The sequence below is a fragment of the Vibrio sp. 5S239 genome (assembly GCF_041439575.1).
Taxonomy (GTDB): Bacteria; Pseudomonadota; Gammaproteobacteria; order Enterobacterales; family Vibrionaceae; genus Vibrio; species Vibrio kanaloae.
The window spans coordinates 54223-72685 of sequence record NZ_JBGOOM010000017.1; the positions used below are offsets into that span (position 1 = coordinate 54223).

Genomic DNA, 18463 nt, shown 5'->3' on the forward strand with positions numbered 1-18463 from the left:
ATTGGGAAAACAAAAAAGCTCCTGATTTCTCAGAAGCTTTGATTTTGATTTGGATATCTGACGTGGTGATTTACTCAGGAGTGATATCGTTAACGTCAGGAGAGCTCTCTCTAACGTTGGAACAGCCCCTTCAAACTCACATCATCCGTTCTGTTTAGCTTTAGGCTCAGTAGATAACCGCTAACACCAATCAATACATAAATACCTAAAGATAAAACTGGAGCTTCTGCAATTGCGCTGAACGGATTACTCGCCATCAGCACGTTGATTGGTAGCGAAGCGATGAGAGATAGGAAGTCATTGATGCCATAAAATCCAAACACGGCAACAGAGAGAAACTTAATCGCATAGCTTGAGATAAAAATCACAAGCAATGGTGAATTAACCAACTGTGAAATAGCCAGAGTAACCGTTGCCAATGGTAATAGAACCAGTGCAACTAACATCATTCTTCCAAAGAACACGAGCCAGTTGCTTAACACATAAAACAGAGACTGCTGCTCGACGAGCAGCGCTAATTGCTGTTGGCTTGAAATGTTCAGTATCCAAAGCAGGAAATCGGCGAATAGCACTAATAGCGCACAGAGAGCCGGAATAACCACTAAACCGAAGCCTAGCTTCACTCCGTGAGTCATTGCATTGGATACTGGCATACTTCTCCAAAACATCGAACTGCCTTCTTGACGCTCTTTACGCAGCGTTTTAGGGATGTAAAGCGTCGATAGGATCAGAGAAATAAGGCCCGCGCCAAAGTAGATCACTGAGTTGAGGTCTTGTGCGAACTCTCTGTGGATGTCACTAACGTCGCCATTGACTTCCATTTGAAAGAAAAAATCGTGTTGCGCCTGGCCGCTAAAGAACAGGCTAACGAACAGCAACAAACCACATAATGCGACAAACAGAGGTAAACGAGTGTTAATCTTGTGCTCGATAAGCTCTTTTTCTAGCATGTAAAAACTTGGATGCATTATGCCTTCTCCGTCTGTGTTGCAAGGAATAGGTCAGCGAGACCCACGTTGTAGATGTTTCCTAATGATTCAACCAGTTCTTTGTATTGACCTTCTAATAACCACTTAGTGGTCCCTAGGCCCGGTTGTGAGGTCAATGGATTGAGCTTCTGGATCTCGTTTGAATGGCTGTTGGCGACTTCGATAATGAAATAGTCGTTTTCGATGTCTTCCATGCTCTTTTGCAGCACACAATGGCCTTGCTTCAAAATCAGCACATCCGTTAATAGGTGTTCAATTTCTGAAACCTCATGGCTAGCAATGATCATGGCGCGATCGCCATCGTGGAACCACTCTAAAAGGTGGCGATAAAAAGTATCGCGGTACAGCAAATCTAGGCCAAGTGTAGGCTCATCTAAGATCAACACTTGAGTGTCAGTCGCGATGATGATCGCAAGGTGAAGTTGTACTTTCATTCCCTTAGAAAGCTGCTTGATAGTCGAAGAGAGCTTGATGTTGGTGCTGCTTAATGTCTGCTCTGCTTTTTGTTTATTGAAGCTAGGGTGTACACCTTGGGTATATCGAAGTAGTTGCTTAACGGTCATCCACTCGGGTAACACGTTAACGTCTGAGATGTACGACAAGTGCTGCATGAGTTCTGCATGCTGGTGGATAGGGTGATAGCCGTTAACCTCTATCTCACCTTGATAGCTGTGTCCGCCAAGCAGTGATTTGATCAGAGTTGATTTACCCGCGCCATTGTGGCCCAGCAAACCAAGCACTTGCCCCGGTTTTAACTCAAAGCTGATGTTCTCGACACCCACTTGATTTGAATAGGTTTTGGTTACGTTTTTCACGGAAAGTAACGTACTCATGACTTGTCCTTTATATGTTGTGCTAGCTGTTTCACGAGTTCTTCGACACTCATATCAATGATGCCTAGCGTCTCAGCGATGGCTGGGATCTGTGTGTTGATAAATGACTGATGTGCAGACTCTTTCAATTTTTGAACTGCCCCCTCGGCTACATACATGCCTTGGCCGCGTTTTTTCTCTACTAACCCTTCATCAACCAGTAACTGGTAGCTTTTCATGACGGTGAGGTGGTTGATCTTTAGATCAGCGGCAACCGTACGCACAGAGGGTAATGCTTGTTGCTCTAACCAAACACCTTGAAGAATTTGGTCACTGATCTTTGTCGCAAGCTGCCTAAAGATCGGTTGGTCGTCTTTCCATTTGGTCATAATTAACACTACATGGTGATATACATGAGTATAACACTAAACTATTTGTTCAAATTGGCAATGTTTTTATGAAAATGGACAGAGTATTTTAATGGTTGGATAAAACGTTTTGCGGAAAGGTGGGACTTGAAGCCTACATCCTTGTGGGCTCTAAATCGGTCTTATGAGCGATAACTATTTTAATAGAAAAGGGGCGGCATCAATACTCAAATAGGGTCAGAGGTTATCTCCTTTGAATTATTGGGTCTGCTATACAGGTAGCCTTGATGTAAGTTGTAGCCGAGTTGACATAAGATGTATTGTTGTCTGCGGGTTTCTACACCTTCATAAATCATAGTGATGTTTGATAAGCGACCTATTTCCGAGATGTTTAGCAATACACCTTGATGATGCTCACCTGATTCGATGTCTTTAACAAAACAACGGTCCAGTTTTAGGTAGCGAGGAGAGATAATACTAATGATTTCGATATTGTTATTGCCAGTGCCAAAGTCGTCCAACGCAATGGTTATACCAAGTTCTTTAACTTCTTTGATGTTGTCGATGACCTCACAGCCATAACCAATGTTCGAGTACTCAGTAATTTCTACGACAAACTCATTTGCTTCTAATGCTAATAAATGTTTTCTGAGTTTTTCAAAATTAGATCCTACCAAAGCACTCGGACATACATTGACACCATAGATCTCATGGTTGTTATTTAACTTAGCGTTTTTGACCGTTTCAATGATTAAAATAGTATGAAAAGTCAATAAATTGGTACGTCTCATAGTGTTGATGAAGCTCAGGACGCCAACGTTATGAACTCTCGACAACAACTCGTAGTATAAAACGGTGTTGTCTTTTGTGTTGATTATTGGCTCTTCCTCAAAGGAGATATGTCTCCAACGATACATGTAAGTGATAAAGCCTAAAATGTAAGAGCGATACAGTAGTGTGGCGAGCATCAGAGCAAGTGCAGCCCACAATTCAACAACATTGTCACTGTAGAACGTGATGGATGCGCCAGTTGAAAGTGAGGTTTGATAAATAGGCTGATTGCTTTCGCCAAGGTTCAAGATATCGTTATCATTTTTTTGGATAGAGACTGAATCGACGAGCAGCGGTAACAATGAATTTTTGTACCGAGCTTCAATAGGACGTTTAGAAATCCGCACAGTAAGGTCAATATTATGTTCGTGATCGGCGAAATGTGAGTACGAGAAATCTGCACTGTTGTAAAAATCGTCAATTTGATCGAGCTTTACCATTTCCGAGCGTGTTTTAGAGATATAACAGGAACGATAAGGTGTTGTCAGGAGCACCGAATCAATGTTGAGAGAGTGCCTTAACGCGTGCACCGACACTTGGCTACCACAGCCGTAGTTCATGACTTCTTCCGCTATCAGCTTTGTGTTCTCGCTATATTCGCTTGCAATCTTCGTCGTATAAAGGATCTGGAAAAAGTAGATAGCAAATAGAAAAAATGAAGAAATAGTGACGACGGTTATCAACGCTTTGATCAAATCCTTCTGATAGGTGTTGATCATCAGCTTTAATAGTTCGATATGGTTGGGTTTGAATGGGGTGATGTTGTGCTTTGGTGCTATGCAGTTTTCTGATCTTTTATCTAAATCTATAAAGTAGCCTACCTTGTATAGATTTGAGATAAGTTCGCTATTACTATTTATTTTTGCTTTATTACACAGGTTTCGATACTTCTTTCTAATCGAAGCAATAATATTTTTTAAGGCGTATAAGCTGAACTCTTCATCAAAGTGTAATTTAAAGGATTCTTCAACATCTCGTGCAGACTGAGGGTTTGATATTGATGAATTTTCGATAAGGTACTTAAAAACAAAACTCTCTTTACTATTGAGTCTTTCCTCTGATATTTTCTTGCTGTTTATTTTTATATAGATTTTCTCTTCGTTATAAATTAGTTGCAAGCTCTCATCGTTTTTATTTATGTTGAAAGAACAGTGCATAACTCAACTCCTAAGTAATACTTACTATTTATATGATTGATATTTAATAACTAGGACTTTTATTCACACCAAGACTTTTTAAATAACACAACTAAAATGTCACTATTTTTCTTAAAATGTTGATACTAATCTCAGAATTTTTACCTTAATGAAAATCTGTGAAGATGCCCACTCAAAGCTTGAATTTATAAATGAAAGTCCATGATTTACAAGAGGTAAAGAGGATTTATCCGTCTATTTTGGTATTTATCCATTTCCAAGGCTGTATCTTATGGCTTCCATATCGAAATTCAGAGTGTTCTAATTAATTTTTTGTCTTTGTTTTTTCTATTGATATGTAATAACGGTAATATTTTTATAAATAAAATAGGATAGTTGATTTTTATATATAGTTAATACAACTCATCTGTTTATTTAAATACAGTGTCGAATCGGTGATAAATATTAATTTTTTATTGTGTGGTCGTTATTGTATTTAGGTCATGGTTTTTTGGTAATTAAATCTATTGGATGATTGTTGACGTTGTATACTTATTATCGTCTAAAGTGATTTTTAGTTACTTTAGACTTTTTTCTAATTATTAATTAAATAGGAAAGTTAACAATTGAGTTGATTGCTAAACGAGCGATATCGTTTTAGGTATATGAATCTTGTCAGTTTATCTAATCAATTAATAATTTTGATATTAATTATTGGTAAATTTAAAAACGTTAGTATGTGTATCCTGTTATTCTGGAGTATTAAGGATAAATTAAACTTAAGTGTTATGACCGCTTGGAACGATGAAGGCCATAAATAGCGTGGTCAACGATGCGACCATTCAAGTTTTCGTCACGAGTTATGATGCCTTCTAATGTGAAATGTAAGCGCTCACAAACCTTGCGACTACTGTGATTACCTGTTGCCGCTGATATCTCGACCTTTTCCATATCTAACTTATTGAAAGCAATATCAATCAGCTTCTCGACCACACGAGTAACAATCCCTTTTCCTTGATAAGGTTCAGATAGCCAATAGCCTATCGTGACTTTCTGCTTGTTGTGGTCAATGGTGTTGAAGCTACAGTTACCGACGATATTATCTTTATACACAATCGCACAGGTCATGCTCTGGCCTTCTGCGTAATCGTGCAGCGAACGTTGGATGAAGATCCTAAAATCTTGCTCGGTTTTACAATGTGGCGGCCACGCAAGCCATTGGCTTAGGTACTCATTCTGGCTTTGTGAGATGTCCGCGTAATGAGAAGCGAAGCTCTCTTCAACCAATGCGATGGATAGTTCGTTATCGATAACTGCTTTAAACATGTCTTTCCTTTTCTTATGATTGCTGATTTTTGTCAACCTTGGTCGGTAGGATATAGTGCTGCATGATTTTTAATATGCAATACATTGTGGCACGAATTTTTTGTCATACGTTAAATCTATCACGAAACTCATTAAACCTTACAATAGTTGTGTATATAATCATTAACTATGCATTAGTATTGGCAGATTAAATATATAAAAACTATAAAAATTCTAGGCTTAATTAATGAATCAACATTGCCAGGACGTAACCGTAGACTTAAGGAAGGCTCTATTTGGTATTGCTAAGGCGCTTGATAACGTCGGTTTTGAAAGCAAAAATCATGGACAAAGAGTTGGTTACATAGCGTATCGATGCGCTCTGAGTGTCGGGTGGGAAGAGGAGCAGGCGCAACTTGCATTCTCGTTGGGGTTAATTCACGACTGCGGCGTATCGCAAATTGATGAACACCTCAGTTTGACCTCTGGTTTCGTGCCAGACTCAAGTTACCACCATTGCCAAAAGGGTTATCAAATTCTAAAAGAGTGCCCAGTTCTTTCTATATTCGCTAAGCCGGTGCTTTATCATCATACTCCTTGGGTTGAGCTTAAGGCGATGCCTATCAGTGAGTTAGAAAAGGAATTGGCCGCTATTGTGATGCTGGCCGATAGGGTGGACTACCTTTACGGCATCACCTCTTCTGATCGTTATGGGAACCTAACCCCAGATGGTAAGTCAATCATCATTGAGCGTTTGACTGAGCAAGCGGGTGAGATGTTCGAGACCAACCTTGTACAACACATGTGTGAGTTGGTCGATCTGGATGATTTCTGGTTTTCGATGGAGATCCCTTACATTGAAAACATGCGGGATAACTTTGAGCCCTTGCCATTCTTCTCCCAGAAAATGTCATTGAATGAGACGGTTGCCTTTGCTGAGTTTATTGCCAATGTCGTTGATACAAAGAGTTCATTTACCTTTAGGCACTCTTTGAAAGTCGGACAGCTTTCTGAGTATTTAGCAAAACAACTGGGTTACTCACACACAACTCAGCGAAAACTTTATCTGGCAGGTTTGGTTCACGATATAGGTAAGCTGCAAACACCAAATGAGATTCTTCATAAATATGATTTGCTGACAGACGAAGAGTATTGCTGTATTAAGCGACATGCAACGGACACTCGATTTGCGTTACAGGAATTATTTAGCTCGCCCCAGATCTGTCAGTGGGCATCAAACCATCATGAAAGATTGGATGGTTCTGGTTATCCGATGGGAAAAACAGCTGAACAATTGGATCAACCCAGTCGGATTATTGCGGTAGTGGATGTGTTCCAAGCGCTAACTCAGTCTCGTCCTTACCGACAGGGCATGACATTAGAAGAGTCTTTAAACATGTTGGCTGACCTTGTTGAAAATCATAAGTTGGATCGAGAAGTGTTTGAGTGCCTAAAAAAACACTCGGAATACTGCTTTGAATTATCAACAGATAAAAGAATGTACGCGTTTTAGCGTTAGCGAGTACTTTTAGGGTGTGATGTCTTAAACCAATTTAGATGTAAATGACTCATAAGAAACAGAAAGCGATAGCCGAGGCTATCGCTTTTTTAATGGGGGTCTTATCAGATCAATATCAGGATCGTTAGAGCAAGGTTAGTATCGTTTTAAGATCTCGATGATCGCTTGCGCTGTTTCCGCGGCGATAATGGCATCTATGTCATCATCATTTTGGAACAACTCTGATAGTGCCATAATAGTCTGGATATGGCTGTCTGAATCCATTGCCGCCAGAGTAATGGAAAGGTAAACGTCTCCGTTGTCTTCTGACTCTAAATCAACACCGTGTTTAAATACCGTCACTTGCAGTGATGCTTCGTTCACGCCATCTTCAGGGCGAGCATGAGGCATCGCAATCTTTGGCGCTAGAACATAATACGCGCCAATATCTTTGTGCTTTTGCTTGATAGCTTCAACATAGCTAGCTTCGATTTTGTTGCTTGCTAGCAATGTTGAACATGTTACATCAATTGCTGCATCAACGGTTAGATTCTCTTCAGAGTTGATTATAACGCCTTGGTTACCAATTAAATCGAATAAGCTCATGAAACAATCCATCCAAGGATAAGACCAACCACACCGAAGTCGAAGTCAGCAAATGTTGTTGCCTCAAGACCTAGGCCACCTAGAACTGGAAGCAGTAGCATAGGTAGGAAAGAGATACACAGACCTTGCGTGAATGAACCTAGAATTGCACCACGTAGACCACCTGTTGCGTTACCGTAAACACCAGCAGCGCCACCGACGAAGAAGTGAGGAACAACGCCCGCTACAATGATTGTCCAACCAAGCGCGCCTTGAACTGCCATTGCTAGTAGGCCAGCAGCGAAAGAACATAAGAAGCCGATAAGTACCGCGTTTGGCGCTACAGGGAATACCATAGGGCAATCAAGAGCAGGTTTTGCGCCCGGTACGAGTTTGTCAGAGATACCTTTGAATGCAGGTACTATTTCAGCAATCAGCATCTTCACACCTTGCAGTACGATGTAAACACCACCGGCAAACACAAGAGACTGCATGAAGGTAAATACAACCCAGTTTTGACCATTTGATATTGTTTCTACAAACTCACCGCCAGCAATAATTGATGCAAGCAAGAAGAAGACAGCCATTGTTGTTGCTACTGCAACTGGCGTATCACGTAAGAACATCAGACTTTTTGGAACTTGGATGTCTTCCGTTGTTTTCGATGTGTCGCCGAACTTACTGCCAATGAAACCCGATACGATGTAAGAAAGGGTAGAGAAGTGACCAATAGCTAGTTGATCGGTCCCCATAACTTTTTCAGTGTACTTTTGTCCTAAAGCTGGCATCAAAACCATCAGTGTGCCCACAATGATCGAGCCGATAGCTACTAGAGCAGTGCCTTCAATGTTTGCTGTAGACAAAATTACGGCTACTAGCATAGACATGAACATTGTGTGGTGACCCGTTAAGAAAATATATTTTAAAGGAGTAATACGAGCCAATAAAATATTCACAACGAATGCGAAGAACATAATTAGAGCCATTTCATAACCGAATGCTTCTTGTGCTAATGCAACAATTGCTTCGTTATTTGGAATAACACCACTTACGCCGAATGCTTCAGTAAATACAACCGAAAAGTTATTTAGTGCGCCAACAAGAGCGCCAGCACCAAAACCTAAAATTAGGAAACCCATTATGGTTTTAATGGTGCCTTTAAGAATAGTAGAAATATCCGATTTTTGTGCAACAAGGCCAATGAAAGCAATTAACCCTACCATGATCGCTGGCTCTTTTAATAAGCCGAGCATGAATTCGAAAAAGTTTTGCATAATTTTGACCTTACATGAAAGTTTTTAGTTGTTCTTCGATTGATGCTTTGTCAAAAATATTTTTAAGGCTGATGATGTTTTCTTTACCAGCGTCTTTTAGTTGGTTTGCAACGTCTGTTGCTGCTACCCAAATGTCGGCATGGCTTGATGCAGCAGAGGATAGATCTTCGTGATCAACTTCTGCTTCAAAACCAATTTTCTTAGCGACTTCTTTCACTGCCATTTCCATCATTAGAGAAGTACCAAGGCCGTTACCGCAAACTACAAGAATCTTTTTCATAATATTTGTCTCAATTGGATTTTAGGGGTTGAGAACTTCGTTCTCTTATTGTGTGAGAGCATAGTAATGGAAATATTGGGATTTCAATAAGATCTCCATCACAAAGCTAAAATGAGATTGTGATGGAGATCTATTAATATTACATCGAAAATTCAGAGTGGGATCTTGATCAAACTTACTTCTCACTCGAATATGCAACGTATATTTATAGGGAAAGGGGGGTATTAATTAATTTTTCGCTAGGATATAAATATTTTTAGGTTCTTTTTTAGAAAATGGGTAATTAGTCGTATCGACCGTAATCGGTAAGCATTTTCTTAAGCATGCTATTAACGTCTTTGGTCTTTTTACTTCTTTTTGTTAATTGGCTAAGTGAGGTTGGTTTTGGAGTTTCAGTTTTTTCACTATCTATATCTTCAAGTTTGTCTTTCATTTTTTGCACTGCGGGTAAGAGCATGCGAATTTCTTCATTATTAGCATTCGTCAGTACAACAATATTTTCAGATTCGACTTGGGTGATAGTAAGAATACCGTGTTTTACAGATTCAACTTGTTCACCAATCATAATTGACTCAGGTGCAACAGAGCGATCGGTAAGTTGGCCTGTACGTAACTTCGCCGCACTAATAGCGCGGATATTTCCGGTGTTTTCAAACGCGACAATAACAGTGTAGGTATTATAATATTCAACGACTGTCACATAGCCGTGTCTATTTGTTTTGAACCTAGCTCCATTGTTCATGTCGTGCGGAGCTTCCATTTTCTTCACGTGTTTCCTCTCTTTGTTTTGATGGCCGTTATATCTAATCAGCTCTAATTTTTATAGATAATGAATGGGTAAGATAATACAAAGTATATACGCATCTAAACTTAAGATGAATCTTGAAGTGGCGGTAAATGATGCACAACACAGAAAAGGGGGGAATAATTACACAAAATTAACTGCACAATTAATCTGCTCGCTACAAGGGTTAAACATATCGCGCTCATTTCATAAACCTTATTTACAAGTGACTCTTAGGTGGCTTTTGTTGTGTGATTTATCAATAAGTGTAGGTAAATATGTGATGAAATCGACATTGATAGGAGTTTTATAAATTATTGATTTAATGAATGTTTACTGGTTACGTTGGTTTTTGTTAGAACACCACCTTCAAAAAATAAAATAGGTAAATATAATGAAAAAACTAGTCAGTTTGCTGCTCGTTGCAGTATCGCTTGGGCTTTCCGGCTGTGCAACCGTATTAACTGCGGAACAAAGTGCGCCGCAATTGAGTGTGGTTCCACAAGAAAAAGCGCTGACTATTGCTGTTATTGATAAGCGTCCATACGTTTTAGAACAAGATAAAGAACCAAAGTTTGAGGGAATCATTCGCAGTTCATTGGGGATACCTTATTCATACAATACGGCGACTCAGCAACCAATGTCTCAGTTTTTGACGGATAGGCTCGTTGCAGGCTTAAAGAAGCAGCAAGTGACGGTGGACTCAGTCGAGACGACACCAAACGAAGACATAACTAAAGTCGTTGAGCAGATGAAAGCGTTCGACAATAAATCTATGATGTTCGTTTTGAATGAATGGAAGTATGATTTCCACGCGTTCACAGACAATTCTTGGTACAACGTCAATGTGATTATTTATGATGAAGCCGGTAAGAAGTTACTGAGTAAAAACTTTCAAGGTGAGAATGATGTTCCGGATGGCGGCGCGATTATCAATGAGATGCAGCTTATCTACAAACAGCGTTTTGAAGAAATCTTCCAAGATGTTGAAGTAAAAAGTGCTTTGCTAAACTAGTTACTGGTGCTCCTATTCTAGAAAAGCCACGTGCTGTGGCTTTTTAGCTAAATCATAGATCTAGTTAACTTATTTTTAACTGTCACGGTAGATCTCTCCGATAAGCACTCCGTTTTGCACGATTCTTAACCGCGCGAACGTTTGCGTTAAAAAATGTGATGAAAGTCTCACTTAACTGTTTATACTTCTCTTCCGGTTTTAAGCCGGTGCTTAGCCAATACAAGCCGTCACATGGATATGTGAATGACCCCACGGACCGGACCAGCTGCGTTCCACTGCTTGTATAAGGTGATTCTTACATGAACAACTCGTTGTTACATTCGCTAACTCTGTTAGCTCCTTCATCGCGTAGCGTGTTGCTTGCGGTTCTTTGTCCTGCTCCTTTGATGTCATTTGCTTGGCTCATGCTCTCTCTATAAGGATTACTAGGACACATTATGAATATTCTATTTGGTTTTGTCGGTGTTATTGCACTGATTGCTTGCGCGTACCTGCTATCTGAAAGTCGCTCTTCGATTAACTGGAAAACAGTGTCTCGTGCATTGTTACTTCAAATCGGTTTCGCTGCCTTAGTATTGTATTTTCCGTGGGGACAGTTGGCGCTAACAAGCCTAAGTAATGGCGTTTCAAGCCTACTTGGTTTTGCAGACGCTGGTATTGCTTTCCTTTTCGGTGACCTTGCTACTGATGGCTTCATTTTCGCAGTTCGCGTACTTCCAATCATCATTTTCTTTAGTGCTTTAATCTCTGCACTTTATTACTTAGGCGTCATGCAAAAAGTGATTCAAATCTTGGGCGGAGCGGTGCAAAAACTGCTGGGCACAAGTAAAGCCGAATCTTTGGTTGCAACCGGTAATATCTTCCTTTCTCAGGGTGAGTCTCCTCTTCTTATTCGTCCTTTTTTAAAATCTATGACTCGTTCCGAGCTGTTTGCTGTTATGGCGGGCGGTATGGCGTCGGTAGCGGGTAGTGTTCTCGGTGGTTACGCTGGCCTTGGCGTTGAACTTAAGTACCTTATCGCAGCAAGCTTTATGGCGGCTCCAGGCAGTTTGTTAATGGCGAAGATCATTGTACCTGAACGCGACATTCCCAGTGACTACGAGCATATTGAGCTAGATAAAGCTGACCAAAGCAACGTGATTGATGCATTGGCAAGCGGCGCGATGAATGGTATGAAAGTCGCAGTGGCTGTTGGTACTATGTTGATTGCATTCGTTAGTGTGATTGCCATGGTAAACACTGGCCTAGAGAGTCTAGGTGAAACGTTCGGTTTTGCGGGCATTACTCTACAAGCTATCTTCGGCTACCTGTTCTCTCCATTAGCATGGCTGATTGGTATCCCGAGTGATGAAGTGTTGATGGCGGGTTCTTACATCGGTCAGAAGATCGTAATGAACGAGTTTGTTGCTTTCATCGACTTCATTGAGAACAAAGCGCTGTTATCTGAACACAGCCAAGTGATTGTGACATTTGCTCTGTGTGGCTTCGCTAACATTGGCTCTATCGCGATTCAGCTGGGTTCTATCGGTGTGATGGCGCCAGAGCGTCGTGCTGAAGTAGCTAATCTAGGTTTGAAAGCGGTAGTTGCTGGTACGCTAGCAAACCTGATGAGTGCATGTTTAGCGGGTATTTTCATCCTGCTTTAAGCTAGATTCAGTAAAAGCGGATACCTTGCTAACGGAGTTAACGTAAGAAGGGTGTCCGCTTTTTTGTGCCTGCTCGTTAAGTTGATTCAGATTCAAACTACCACTTTCATTGCTCTGCAGTGTATAAGGTTCACTCGGAAGAGTAATAGAGCAAGTCTCTCTTATCCTATATACTTGAATATCATTCGGTTTCGACTAAGCAGATCCGCTTTCGACGAAGAATAATGGCAACCAGGTTCAATAAATCAAAGGTCTTCCCATGAACATGCGCGTTCTCATTGGTCTTATCACCGCCTTTATCGGCTTGTTTGCGATGGTTTATCTCATTGCCGGTGGTACTCAGTTTCCTATTTCTCAGTGGCCGCAAGAGGCTTATCTCGGTTTGGTGTTTAGCGTCGTGTGGGGCACTGGCGTTGCGGCGTCGGTGGCGTATTTTTTCTCGGCATTGGTGTTTGTGACTATTGCCGTGGTTTGCTATGCAATTGGTTATAAAATCGGTGGACTCTTCTTTTCAAGTTCTAAAGCTTAATATCATTAAGGTATGCGGATGTTCACTGACGTGGGACTGATTTGAATGCACTGGCGCGACCGTTTTAAGGTGTACTGGTATCACCGAAAGCAAACCAATCGTTGGCAAGGGGATAAGGCAAAGTCCTTAGGCTGGACGAGCGAAGAGAGCCAATTATGTCGCTTCGAAGTCATCGTACGCTCGGCCGACTTTGATAAGAAGAGTGTTTTGGATATGGGTTGTGGTTATGGGGAGTTGTTTGAACTGCTCAACAATATCTATCGTATCCAATCGTACACAGGCGTTGACCAACACGCCGATTTTCTTAAAAAGGCCAAGCAAAATTACACCGAAGCTTGCTGCCAGTTCATCGCGGGTGACATGAGTAAGATGAACCTAGAAGCGCACGATGTGGTTATCGCCAGTGGCTCATTGAATTATATCTCTCGCGATTCCGACTATCTGACGAATATGATTACTCGTATGTTTGGGCTAGCGAATCAGACCGTGATTTTTAATCTGCTCAATTCAAGCCAATATCCTTCGCGCAATACCCTGATGAGTTATCACCCTCAAGGTGTCTATCGCTTCTGTAAAACGCTGTGTGATGATGTTTCCTTGATAGAAGGCTATGCCGAAGGGGATTTCACGATAGTGATGAACAAAGTCGCCTCTGAAGCCCGATGAACGGCTATTCTTGGTTTTTATTCTATGTTGATGCAACAGACACAAATAAGCCGCAGGCCTCGAAAGGTATGCGGCTTTTTAGATTCTGTAGATAAACCTTGGAGTTTCTATTTACTTAATGGCTGCTTTCTACTAACCCATACGGAATCTTAGTAAACACCTTAGGGTTGCCTTTTAGCGTCGGTGCTTCATTCACTTGTTGCCAATCGAGCAGCATGATCGCCAGCACGTTGCGGTGCTCACCGTACTCAAGGTCAAAGTCACCAGTGATAGAAGGGATCATCCCATGCTTCTTGTTAATAGAGGCTTGGATCGCGAGTCGAGTTTTTTCTACAACTGGGTCACCTTCTAAGTCCGCAAGCAAAAAGGTCAATCCAACCTCTGCAATTACATCTTCTTTTGCACGCAGCAGAATCGTATCGATGTTCTCTCTGAAGTAATCGTAGATCCATTGATGCTCTTGCTCGCTAACTTTGTGTTGGTAGTATTCCGAATCACCGAAGATCACATGTGTCATACCATAGATCTTATTACCGTATTGCTGGCTTGAAAGCTTCTTGTCTTTGTCGTCTGGGTACGCTTTTTTGAACGTGTCGACGAATTTATCAACGACATCCTGCTCTCCCAGTTGGCGCAGCCAATAAACCTGATTAGCCAGTTGAGCAGCCCACGCTTTCACCATGTCTTCATTGGTCACGTATCGTGAGAAGTCATAGCGACGAATGATTTCACGCAGCTTGGCATCGTTCTTGTGTTCTAAACCGTACTCATTTGCACGTGCCATAGAGCCGAGAAGGTCCACACCAAGATATAGGTACTCGGGCATGTGTTGGGTGACGTTGTAGCGCCGGGCACTGCGCTCATCGTTGTCGTCAATATAAGAGGCAACACGCTGCTTTGAGTAAAGTACAATCTGTTCCATGGTGTGAACGTCATTAGACAAGCGGTTTAGTTTACTCGCAACACGCGCCATATCACTCCAAACGGCGGCAGCATATCTATCGTCTAATGTTTGTCGATACATCCGTAACCCATAGTGGCCTTCCTTGAAGGCGGGCAGAGTATAAAGTTGGCTTTCGTAGGTGGTACGAATGAGGTCTGCGGATTGTTTGAAAAGTGGTTCATGAGAGCGAAGCTCATTGGCTTGTGATTGAATACTCGGTACGTTTTCTTTTTGAGAATTGTCCTCTGCATAAATAGTAAAAGCAACTGATAGCAATGTGCATAGTAGTATAATTTTTAGCTTCATACGTAAGGTACCAAGTAATTAATGGTGTATATAAAATAACAGTGATGAATTTTTTCATGTGAAATTTTGGTCAGTACAATGTAAGCTTTATTAAGATTGTTTCATTGGATAATTAGCGTTGTTGACGGGAATGTCAGTGATGAATGACTCAATAATTAATGGAGTCTATGCATTAAGTGTGGATTTTTAATGACTTGGCGGCATAATGATGGATTAGCCAGAAATGAGCCGATTTAAGGCAGTAAACAGAACAAAAGTGTTAGAGGTTCGTGAATGCCCAATCGTTCTAGCAAGCAATGGCCTGCCAAATTATTATCTTTGTTATTTTTTGTAGTGATAGTGAGTGCTATCGAGGCGTTTCATACCAAGCAGTTAACCTTTTTGAAAAATGAATCTTATTCTGAGGCAAAGAGACAGCTGGCTATCATTCGATCGAGCATAGAAGCTAGGATCGTCTCGGATATGTATATTCTCAACAGTTTCTCGACTATTGTGACCCTCAACCCCGATGGCGGCCAAAAAGATTGGGAGCGGATTGCGCAAAATATTATTCGAGACGCTTCCCATATTCGATTGATTGCCCTAGCTAAAGATGATGTGCTTAATTTTGTTTATCCCATGGAAGGTAATGCGCAGGTCCTTGGTATTGATTATCGCGACCACCCAGTTCAATGGGAATCGATTGAGATCGCTCGTAATATAGGTCATACATTTATCGCAGGCCCGTTTGAGCTGTTTCAAGGTGGGCAAGCACTCATTACACGAACACCTATCTTTAGAGATCCTCCCTTCTATCAAAATTACTGGGGTGTTTCCAGTGCCATTATTGACTTAGATGAATTATTTGAAGACGTCGGTATTGATAAGATCGAGAACAAATATGAGCTCGCAATTCGTGGCGAAAACAGTTCAGGTAAGAATGGCGATGTCTTTTATGGCGAACAAGACGTATTTGATAATGCGTTTGCTACAGAGCAAGTGAACTTCCCTTATGGTGGTTGGTACCTTGCTCTCTCTGGAAATGAAAATGTATTGATGGACGTACCTTGGTATCGAACTCAAGCCGTAAGGTTGGTGAGTTACACTATAACGCTCGTGTTAGTGATCGCCTTTTTTACCATCTATCGCTTGTATCGTATTGCAGATAGCCGCTCAATGCATGACGAGTTGACGATGCTGCCGAATCGTAGATACTTCATGTACAGCCTAAAACAGGTCTTTAAGGGTACTCAAAAACAGGGGACAAGGACCTTTGCCGTTGTCAATATTGATCTAGATGGATTTAAAGCGATCAACGACACTTATGGTCATCTGGTAGGTGACCAAGTATTAGTCGAGTGTGCTAAGCGTATCAAAAGTGAATTACGTGTCTCAGACATTGTTGCAAGGATCGGCGGGGATGAGTTCTTAGTTTTGCTACCGCGTATTATCGATGATGAACACGTTTCGTCGATTGTTACAAAGCTTCGAAGGGCAATTTGTACGCCTCCTGTCATCTATGAGACGCACTCTATTTATCTTCGGATCAGCGTAGGTTGGGTTATTCATAATAGTAACTACAATGATGTCGATGCTCTTTTGAAAGCGGCTGATGAAAAAATGTATGAGCAGAAGCGACAAGTTATCTAGGTTGAATCTGAGCTGTTATTAGAATTTAGTTGCTGAATGTGGGGAAAAGCCTCAGAATACCGCGTTTTGCTTCTATCAATCTAATTGATAAGCAAAAGCTGTAGCAACGATTTCTTTCTATTACGTTGCTCATATTAAATGTTATTCAACTGAGAAAATAATCTATGAGTTTTACCTCCCTTGGCCTTTCTGAACCGATTCTTAAAGCAATTGAAGCACAAGGTTACGATAAGCCATCACCAATCCAAGAGAAAGCGATACCAGCTGTCCTAAAGGGCAAAGATGTAATGGCCGCTGCTCAAACAGGTACAGGTAAAACTGCTGGCTTCACGCTACCTATTCTTGAAATTCTATCAAAAGGTCAACGCGTTCGTCAGAACCAAGTTCGTGCGCTCGTGCTAACGCCAACTCGTGAACTTGCTGCACAAGTGAATGGCAGCGTAGTTAAGTATGGTATTAACTTACCTCTTACTTCTACCGTTGTATTTGGTGGCGTAAAAATCAACCCTCAGATGCAAAAACTGCGTAAAGGCAGTGATGTGCTGGTGGCAACACCGGGGCGTCTGCTTGATTTATATAACCAAAATGCAGTGCGCTTTGATCAGTTAGAGATTCTTGTGTTAGATGAAGCTGACCGCATGCTAGACATGGGTTTCATTCGAGATATCCGTAAGATCTTAGCTTTCTTGCCTAAGAAACGTCAGAACCTACTGTTCTCAGCAACGTTCTCTGACGATATTCGTGGCTTGGCTAAAGGCTTAGTAAATAACCCAGTTGAAATTTCGGTAAGCCCTGCGAACTCAACCGCGAAAACCGTTGAGCAAAGTATTTACCCAGTAGATAAAAAGAAGAAAGGCCCAATGCTAGCGAAGCTAATCAAGGATAATGATTGGCGCCAAGTGTTGGTATTTAGCAAAACTAAGCACGGTGCCAACAAACTGGCTCGCTTTTTAGAAGAACAGGACATTACAGCGGCTCCTATCCATGGTAATAAGAGCCAGGGTGCTCGTACTAAAGCCTTAGAAAACTTTAAAACTGGCAAGGTACGGGTATTAGTCGCGACTGATATCGCGGCGCGAGGTATTGATATCCCGCAACTTCCTCAAGTCGTTAACTTCGATCTTCCACATGTATCTGAAGACTATGTACACCGTATCGGTCGTACTGGCCGTGCTGGTGAAGTAGGTAAAGCTATTTCACTCGTTTGTGCAGATGAAGTGGGCGAACTGTTCGGTATTGAGCGTCTTATTCAGCAAGTGCTAGAGCGTCGTGAACTTGAAGGCTTCTCGCCTGTAAACAAGTTACCTGAATCTCGATTAGATGCGCGCCCTATCAAGCCTAAGAAACCGAAGAAGCCTCGTGAACACTCTGATGGTCAACGTTCTGGTGAGAATGCTCGTGGACATAAGCCAGCGAGCAAAAACAAGCGCCACGTGCCGGGTTCTGGATCTGCGCCAAAGCGTAAGCCAAACACAGCTAAGAAAGCGCTAGATAGTAACTCAGCGACTGCAGCTGATGATAAATCAGTAAGAAACAATGGCAATAACTTTAAGCGTGGTAATGCTGGCAGAAGCTCTGAGAAAAATACTAACTCAAGCACTCAAAACGGTGCTGTTAAACCTAAGAAATCAGGTGATGGTGCGAGCTATGGTTCTGGACGTTCATCAAATAAACCAACTTCTAAGTCGTCAGTGAATAAACCGTCTGGTAGCAAGCCATCTATAAATCGCTCTAAGCCATCGGCTCAAAAATAGATTCCGGCTCAAAAATAAATTCGAGTTGAGCTGAATACAGGAAGGGTGTTTTAAGAACGCCACTTTTTTGATATAGCAAGCTTGTAACCAACCTAATGAAGCGCGAATATTGA

General features: G+C 41.4%; 17 protein-coding genes. 7 read left to right on the forward strand and 10 right to left on the reverse strand.

Annotated elements, in window-relative coordinates; all coding sequences use genetic code 11:
- Positions 1-110: 110 nt before the first annotated feature.
- The 5 genes from ACED48_RS13865 to ACED48_RS13885 all read right to left on the reverse strand — a co-directional run bounded on the left by ACED48_RS13865 (position 111) and on the right by ACED48_RS13885 (position 5462).
- Complete coding sequence (locus ACED48_RS13865; RefSeq protein ID WP_017058712.1) at positions 111-968, reverse strand: hypothetical protein; 858 nt, start codon at positions 966-968, stop codon at positions 111-113.
- Positions 968-1822 carry an ABC transporter ATP-binding protein gene (locus ACED48_RS13870; protein ID WP_017058711.1) on the reverse strand — a complete coding sequence of 285 codons (855 nt, stop codon included), beginning with the start codon at positions 1820-1822 and terminating at the stop codon, positions 968-970. The genes ACED48_RS13865 and ACED48_RS13870 overlap by 1 nt, the downstream gene beginning before the upstream one ends.
- Entirely contained in the window at positions 1819-2190 is a 372-nt protein-coding gene (locus tag ACED48_RS13875; RefSeq protein ID WP_017058710.1) for a GntR family transcriptional regulator, read from the reverse strand. Before ACED48_RS13875 ends, ACED48_RS13870 begins: the two co-directional genes overlap by 4 nt.
- A gap of 206 nt (positions 2191-2396) precedes the next feature.
- Positions 2397-4157, reverse strand: a complete 1761-nt coding sequence (locus ACED48_RS13880) for an EAL domain-containing protein (protein WP_017058709.1) — start codon at positions 4155-4157, stop codon at positions 2397-2399.
- A gap of 765 nt (positions 4158-4922) precedes the next feature.
- The gene (locus ACED48_RS13885; protein ID WP_017058708.1) at positions 4923-5462 is read right to left on the reverse strand and encodes a GNAT family N-acetyltransferase; all 540 of its coding nucleotides are present in this window, start codon (positions 5460-5462) and stop codon (positions 4923-4925) included.
- A gap of 226 nt (positions 5463-5688) precedes the next feature.
- Here ACED48_RS13885 and ACED48_RS13890 point away from each other — a divergent pair, with 226 nt between their 5' ends.
- Complete coding sequence (locus ACED48_RS13890) at positions 5689-6954, forward strand: HD-GYP domain-containing protein (RefSeq protein WP_017058707.1); 1266 nt, start codon at positions 5689-5691, stop codon at positions 6952-6954.
- Between the two features lie 141 nt (positions 6955-7095).
- On the opposite strand, the gene ACED48_RS13895 is transcribed toward ACED48_RS13890, so the two are convergent.
- The 4 genes from ACED48_RS13895 to ACED48_RS13910 all read right to left on the reverse strand — a co-directional run bounded on the left by ACED48_RS13895 (position 7096) and on the right by ACED48_RS13910 (position 9838).
- Entirely contained in the window at positions 7096-7545 is a 450-nt protein-coding gene (locus ACED48_RS13895) for a PTS sugar transporter subunit IIA (RefSeq protein ID WP_017058706.1), read from the reverse strand.
- On the reverse strand, positions 7542-8798 hold the full coding sequence (locus tag ACED48_RS13900; RefSeq protein ID WP_017058705.1) for a PTS ascorbate transporter subunit IIC: 1257 nt from the start codon (positions 8796-8798) through the stop codon (positions 7542-7544). Before ACED48_RS13900 ends, ACED48_RS13895 begins: the two co-directional genes overlap by 4 nt.
- Positions 8799-8808: 10 nt before the next feature.
- A complete protein-coding gene (locus ACED48_RS13905; protein WP_017058704.1) occupies positions 8809-9078 on the reverse strand; it encodes a PTS sugar transporter subunit IIB in 270 nt (89 codons plus the stop codon).
- Between the two features lie 283 nt (positions 9079-9361).
- Positions 9362-9838: a hypothetical protein gene (locus tag ACED48_RS13910; RefSeq protein ID WP_017058703.1), complete on the reverse strand. Its 477-nt coding sequence runs from the start codon at positions 9836-9838 to the stop codon at positions 9362-9364.
- 418 nt (positions 9839-10256) lie between these two features.
- Here ACED48_RS13910 and ACED48_RS13915 point away from each other — a divergent pair, with 418 nt between their 5' ends.
- The 4 genes from ACED48_RS13915 to ACED48_RS13930 all read left to right on the forward strand — a co-directional run bounded on the left by ACED48_RS13915 (position 10257) and on the right by ACED48_RS13930 (position 13718).
- Entirely contained in the window at positions 10257-10877 is a 621-nt protein-coding gene (locus tag ACED48_RS13915) for a hypothetical protein (protein WP_017058701.1), read from the forward strand.
- A gap of 437 nt (positions 10878-11314) precedes the next feature.
- The gene (locus ACED48_RS13920; RefSeq protein WP_017058699.1) at positions 11315-12523 is read left to right on the forward strand and encodes a NupC/NupG family nucleoside CNT transporter; all 1209 of its coding nucleotides are present in this window, start codon (positions 11315-11317) and stop codon (positions 12521-12523) included.
- A gap of 259 nt (positions 12524-12782) precedes the next feature.
- Positions 12783-13052 (forward strand): hypothetical protein, encoded by a 270-nt coding sequence (locus ACED48_RS13925; RefSeq protein ID WP_017058698.1) that lies wholly within the window; start codon positions 12783-12785, stop codon positions 13050-13052.
- A 45-nt stretch (positions 13053-13097) separates the two neighbouring features.
- Entirely contained in the window at positions 13098-13718 is a 621-nt protein-coding gene (locus tag ACED48_RS13930) for a bifunctional 2-polyprenyl-6-hydroxyphenol methylase/3-demethylubiquinol 3-O-methyltransferase UbiG (RefSeq protein WP_017058697.1), read from the forward strand.
- 115 nt (positions 13719-13833) lie between these two features.
- Here the strand turns inward: ACED48_RS13930 and ACED48_RS13935 are convergent, their stop codons facing one another.
- The gene (locus tag ACED48_RS13935) at positions 13834-14967 is read right to left on the reverse strand and encodes a DUF3541 domain-containing protein (RefSeq protein ID WP_017058696.1); all 1134 of its coding nucleotides are present in this window, start codon (positions 14965-14967) and stop codon (positions 13834-13836) included.
- Between the two features lie 273 nt (positions 14968-15240).
- On the opposite strand from ACED48_RS13935, the gene ACED48_RS13940 reads away from it, so the two are divergent.
- Positions 15241-16596 carry a diguanylate cyclase gene (locus ACED48_RS13940; protein ID WP_017058695.1) on the forward strand — a complete coding sequence of 452 codons (1356 nt, stop codon included), beginning with the start codon at positions 15241-15243 and terminating at the stop codon, positions 16594-16596.
- Positions 16597-16760: 164 nt separating this feature from the next.
- Positions 16761-18350 (forward strand): DEAD/DEAH box helicase, encoded by a 1590-nt coding sequence (locus tag ACED48_RS13945; RefSeq protein WP_017058694.1) that lies wholly within the window; start codon positions 16761-16763, stop codon positions 18348-18350.
- Positions 18351-18463 lie beyond the last annotated feature (113 nt).

What these genes read in the sequence shown, in the direction of transcription:
- ACED48_RS13925 (WP_017058698.1), top strand. Translation starts at nt 12,783, where the DNA reads ATGAACATGCGCGTTCTCATTGGTCTTATCACCGCCTTTATCGGCTTG.
- ACED48_RS13865 (WP_017058712.1), bottom strand. Translation starts at nt 968, where the DNA reads ATGCATCCAAGTTTTTACATGCTAGAAAAAGAGCTTATCGAGCACAAG.
- ACED48_RS13885 (WP_017058708.1), bottom strand. Translation starts at nt 5,462, where the DNA reads ATGTTTAAAGCAGTTATCGATAACGAACTATCCATCGCATTGGTTGAA.
- ACED48_RS13930 (WP_017058697.1), top strand. Translation starts at nt 13,098, where the DNA reads ATGCACTGGCGCGACCGTTTTAAGGTGTACTGGTATCACCGAAAGCAA.
- ACED48_RS13920 (WP_017058699.1), top strand. Translation starts at nt 11,315, where the DNA reads ATGAATATTCTATTTGGTTTTGTCGGTGTTATTGCACTGATTGCTTGC.
- ACED48_RS13875 (WP_017058710.1), bottom strand. Translation starts at nt 2,190, where the DNA reads ATGACCAAATGGAAAGACGACCAACCGATCTTTAGGCAGCTTGCGACA.
- ACED48_RS13870 (WP_017058711.1), bottom strand. Translation starts at nt 1,822, where the DNA reads ATGAGTACGTTACTTTCCGTGAAAAACGTAACCAAAACCTATTCAAAT.
- ACED48_RS13880 (WP_017058709.1), bottom strand. Translation starts at nt 4,157, where the DNA reads ATGCACTGTTCTTTCAACATAAATAAAAACGATGAGAGCTTGCAACTA.
- ACED48_RS13910 (WP_017058703.1), bottom strand. Translation starts at nt 9,838, where the DNA reads ATGGAAGCTCCGCACGACATGAACAATGGAGCTAGGTTCAAAACAAAT.
- ACED48_RS13890 (WP_017058707.1), top strand. Translation starts at nt 5,689, where the DNA reads ATGAATCAACATTGCCAGGACGTAACCGTAGACTTAAGGAAGGCTCTA.
- ACED48_RS13895 (WP_017058706.1), bottom strand. Translation starts at nt 7,545, where the DNA reads ATGAGCTTATTCGATTTAATTGGTAACCAAGGCGTTATAATCAACTCT.
- ACED48_RS13945 (WP_017058694.1), top strand. Translation starts at nt 16,761, where the DNA reads ATGAGTTTTACCTCCCTTGGCCTTTCTGAACCGATTCTTAAAGCAATT.
- ACED48_RS13940 (WP_017058695.1), top strand. Translation starts at nt 15,241, where the DNA reads ATGCCCAATCGTTCTAGCAAGCAATGGCCTGCCAAATTATTATCTTTG.
- ACED48_RS13915 (WP_017058701.1), top strand. Translation starts at nt 10,257, where the DNA reads ATGAAAAAACTAGTCAGTTTGCTGCTCGTTGCAGTATCGCTTGGGCTT.
- ACED48_RS13935 (WP_017058696.1), bottom strand. Translation starts at nt 14,967, where the DNA reads ATGAAGCTAAAAATTATACTACTATGCACATTGCTATCAGTTGCTTTT.
- ACED48_RS13905 (WP_017058704.1), bottom strand. Translation starts at nt 9,078, where the DNA reads ATGAAAAAGATTCTTGTAGTTTGCGGTAACGGCCTTGGTACTTCTCTA.
- ACED48_RS13900 (WP_017058705.1), bottom strand. Translation starts at nt 8,798, where the DNA reads ATGCAAAACTTTTTCGAATTCATGCTCGGCTTATTAAAAGAGCCAGCG.